General features: G+C 25.5%; 3 protein-coding genes. 2 read left to right on the top strand and 1 reads right to left on the bottom strand.

Annotated features, from left to right (window positions below; translation table 11 throughout):
- Positions 1-177: 177 nt before the first annotated feature.
- On the bottom strand, positions 178-873 hold the full coding sequence (locus GBZ86_RS14350) for a ribonuclease H-like domain-containing protein (RefSeq protein ID WP_152891798.1): 696 nt from the start codon (positions 871-873) through the stop codon (positions 178-180).
- 226 nt (positions 874-1,099) lie between these two features.
- Between GBZ86_RS14350 and GBZ86_RS14345 the strand changes: the two genes are divergently transcribed.
- Both GBZ86_RS14345 and feoB read left to right on the top strand, forming a co-directional pair.
- A complete protein-coding gene (locus tag GBZ86_RS14345; protein WP_152891797.1) occupies positions 1,100-1,318 on the top strand; it encodes a FeoA family protein in 219 nt (72 codons plus the stop codon).
- 31 nt (positions 1,319-1,349) lie between these two features.
- A partial coding sequence (gene feoB, locus GBZ86_RS14340; protein WP_152891796.1) for a ferrous iron transport protein B occupies positions 1,350-3,082 on the top strand: 1,733 nt, incomplete at its 3' end.

Here is a 3,082-nt window from a genome sequence, read left to right as displayed (position 1 = left end):
TATTAATTCTTTAAAATTTATTGCTTAAATTTAATATATTTATTTTTAAAATAAATATATGTTTTAATCACCAAATTTTATGAAAATATTTTTTAAAAGCATAATAAAGGACTACAGGCACACATATAAAAAATATGAGTGTCTGTAGTCCTTCATAGGATAAAGACTATTTAAATATTATTCAACATCCTCTAACCTAGAAACTTCATCTGTTCCTTTATCTTCTTCTTGTATTAATCTTTGCCAATTTAATAAAATATAAAATAGATTAACAACATCTTGTTCATTATAAACTAATATTTTCTCAATTTTTTCCTTAGGCATTCTTTCAAAATAATCTTTATCTTTTAATACTTTATGAAAGGTCTTTGCTAAATTAGAGCCAGAAATTAGCTCTCCTTCTCTTTCTATCCCAAACATTTTTTCTAAAGCTTTTAATCCAACACCTTTTTTAAATGTGTGTTCATATACCTTTTGTATATCCACTGATTTAAAATAATTATTAAAATCAAAATTTATTCCATATTTTTGAAACAAATAATTTATTACTGTAAAATCATTATTGCCTGAAAAAGTAACTATATATTTTTTATTTTTTTCTACTGCTACTTCTATAAAATATTTTTTAGCTAAATATAAAATATCCTTAACCTCACCTTTATGTTCTATCATATATTGTGTAACTATAAATTTAGAGGCTTTTTCATCATAATAACCTGCTCCAAATACGCCAATACACTTAGGCTTTTTATATACATAATGTTCTAAATCAAAATAAACAGCCTGTTTATATAAATCTTTATTACTATTAAAACCTAAGGCAAATTTAGTATCTATTAGATCAACAGCAATTTCATGCTCCTTTATAATCAATTCTACCACTCTTTCCTAGTTAATCTTTTTAATACACATATTTTTATTATATCATCATATCATTTAATCAGTATATAATTATATTTATTATTTTTATTTGAGAACTCTAAGATTTATATATAAAAATCAATACATAACACCATTACTTAAAACTATTGACATTCTTTTAAATAGATGATATCATAAAATATTATTTGATAATGATTTTCAATGTGAGGTGTTAATAATGAGTATTTGTGATTTAAAATTAGGACAAACTGCTATAGTAGATAAGGTTTTAGGTAATGAAAAATTAGCTAAAAGATTACTCGCACTTGGTTGTATAGAAGGAACTGAAATAAAGTTAAAAAGAGTAGCACCATTAGGTGATCCTCTTATAGTTAATCTTAGAGGATTCGATTTAGCTATAAGAAAAAAAGATGCTAAAAATATATTTTTAAAATAAATAATAGTTAAAATAATTAGGAGGAAAGTAAATGACAACAATTGCTTTGCTAGGTAATCCCAATGTTGGTAAAACAACCTTGTTCAATGCATTAACAGGTTCAAATCAACATGTAGGAAATTGGCCTGGCGTTACCGTAGATAAAAAAGAAGGATTCTTTAAAGATATTAAAATTGTGGACTTGCCTGGTATATATGCCATGGATACCTTTTCAAACGAAGAAAAAGTATCTAAAAACTTCTTAGAAACTACTAACGTAGATTTAATTTTAAATATAGTAGATGCTAGTAACTTAGATAGAAATTTATACCTTACTATGCAGTTAAAACAATTTAATAAACCAATGGTTTTATTGATTAACATGCTAGATATTGCTGATAAAAAAGGTATAAAAATAGATTATACTAAACTTGAAAAAAACTTCAACATAAAAGTTATACCTATAATGGCATCTAAATCCCATGGTATAGATGCGCTTTCAGATTTTATAGAAAAAAAAGATTTTTCTAATTATTTAGATAATAATAATTACAATTTTGAAAGTGAATCTAAGACCTACGCATATATTGAAAATAATTTAAAGAATTGTTTTATGAAAACTGATTCTACTGAATTTTCTTTAACAGAAAAACTTGATAGAGTATTTCTAAATCCTTGGTTAGCCTATCCATTATTTATGGCTATTATGTATTGTATATTCCAATTTACTTTTTCTTGGGTAGGAACTCCAATATCTGATTTTTTAAGTAATTTATTAGATAATACAATCATTCCATATTTAAGCAATTTATTATCTAATGTGGCTCCATGGTTTCAATCATTATTAATTGATGGAATTGTAAGTGGTGTTGGTGGAATTTTAGTTTTATTACCTGTAGTTTTAACATTGTTTTTATGTATTTCTATTCTTGAAGATAGTGGATATATGGCAAGAGTTGCTTTTCTTATGGATAAATTTATGAGAAAAATAGGTTTATCAGGCAAAGCATTTATACCAATGGTTATAGGTTTTGGTTGTACAGTTCCAGCTATAATGTCAGCTAGAACTTTAGAAAGTGAAAAAGATAGAAAGTTAACAGCGTTGTTAGTTCCATTTATGTCTTGTAATGCTAGATTACCTGTATATGTTGTATTTACAAGTATATTTTTTCCTAAAAATGCTGGTTTAATAGTAACTTCTCTATACTTTTTAGGAATTGTAGTTGCATTCATTATAGGATTATTATTCAAAAATACTCTATTTAAAAAGGATGAAGAACCTTTTGTAATAGAATTGCCTGAATATAAAATTCCTGAGGCAAAATCAATTTTAACACAATTATCTGAAAAAGCTAAAGGCTTCTTAAGGAAAGCTGGAACTATAATCTTTGCTATGAGTGTTGTTATCTGGTTTCTTCAAAGCTTTAATTTTACAGGAATGGTTGAAGACGTATCACAAAGTTTTTTATACATGATAGGTAATTTTATAGCACCTATATTCACTCCATTAGGTTTTGGAGATTGGCAAGCATCAGTTTCTTTATTAACAGGATTAATGGCTAAAGAAACTGTAGTTTCAACAATGGAAGTTATATATAAGGGTCAATTAGAAACTATGTTGCCTTTATATTTTACAACATTATCATCTTATGCATTTATGGTATTTGTTTTATTATATACTCCATGTGTAAGTGTTATTGGAGTAATGAAAAAAGAATTCGGAACTAGATTTACATTATTTTCTATTTCATATCAAATAATGGTTGCATGGATAGTTTCTTATTT

The sequence above is a fragment of the Clostridium tarantellae genome, assembly GCF_009295725.1.
Taxonomy (GTDB): domain Bacteria; phylum Bacillota; class Clostridia; order Clostridiales; family Clostridiaceae; genus Sarcina; species Sarcina tarantellae.
This window is presented reverse-complemented; position numbering and strand designations above follow the sequence as displayed.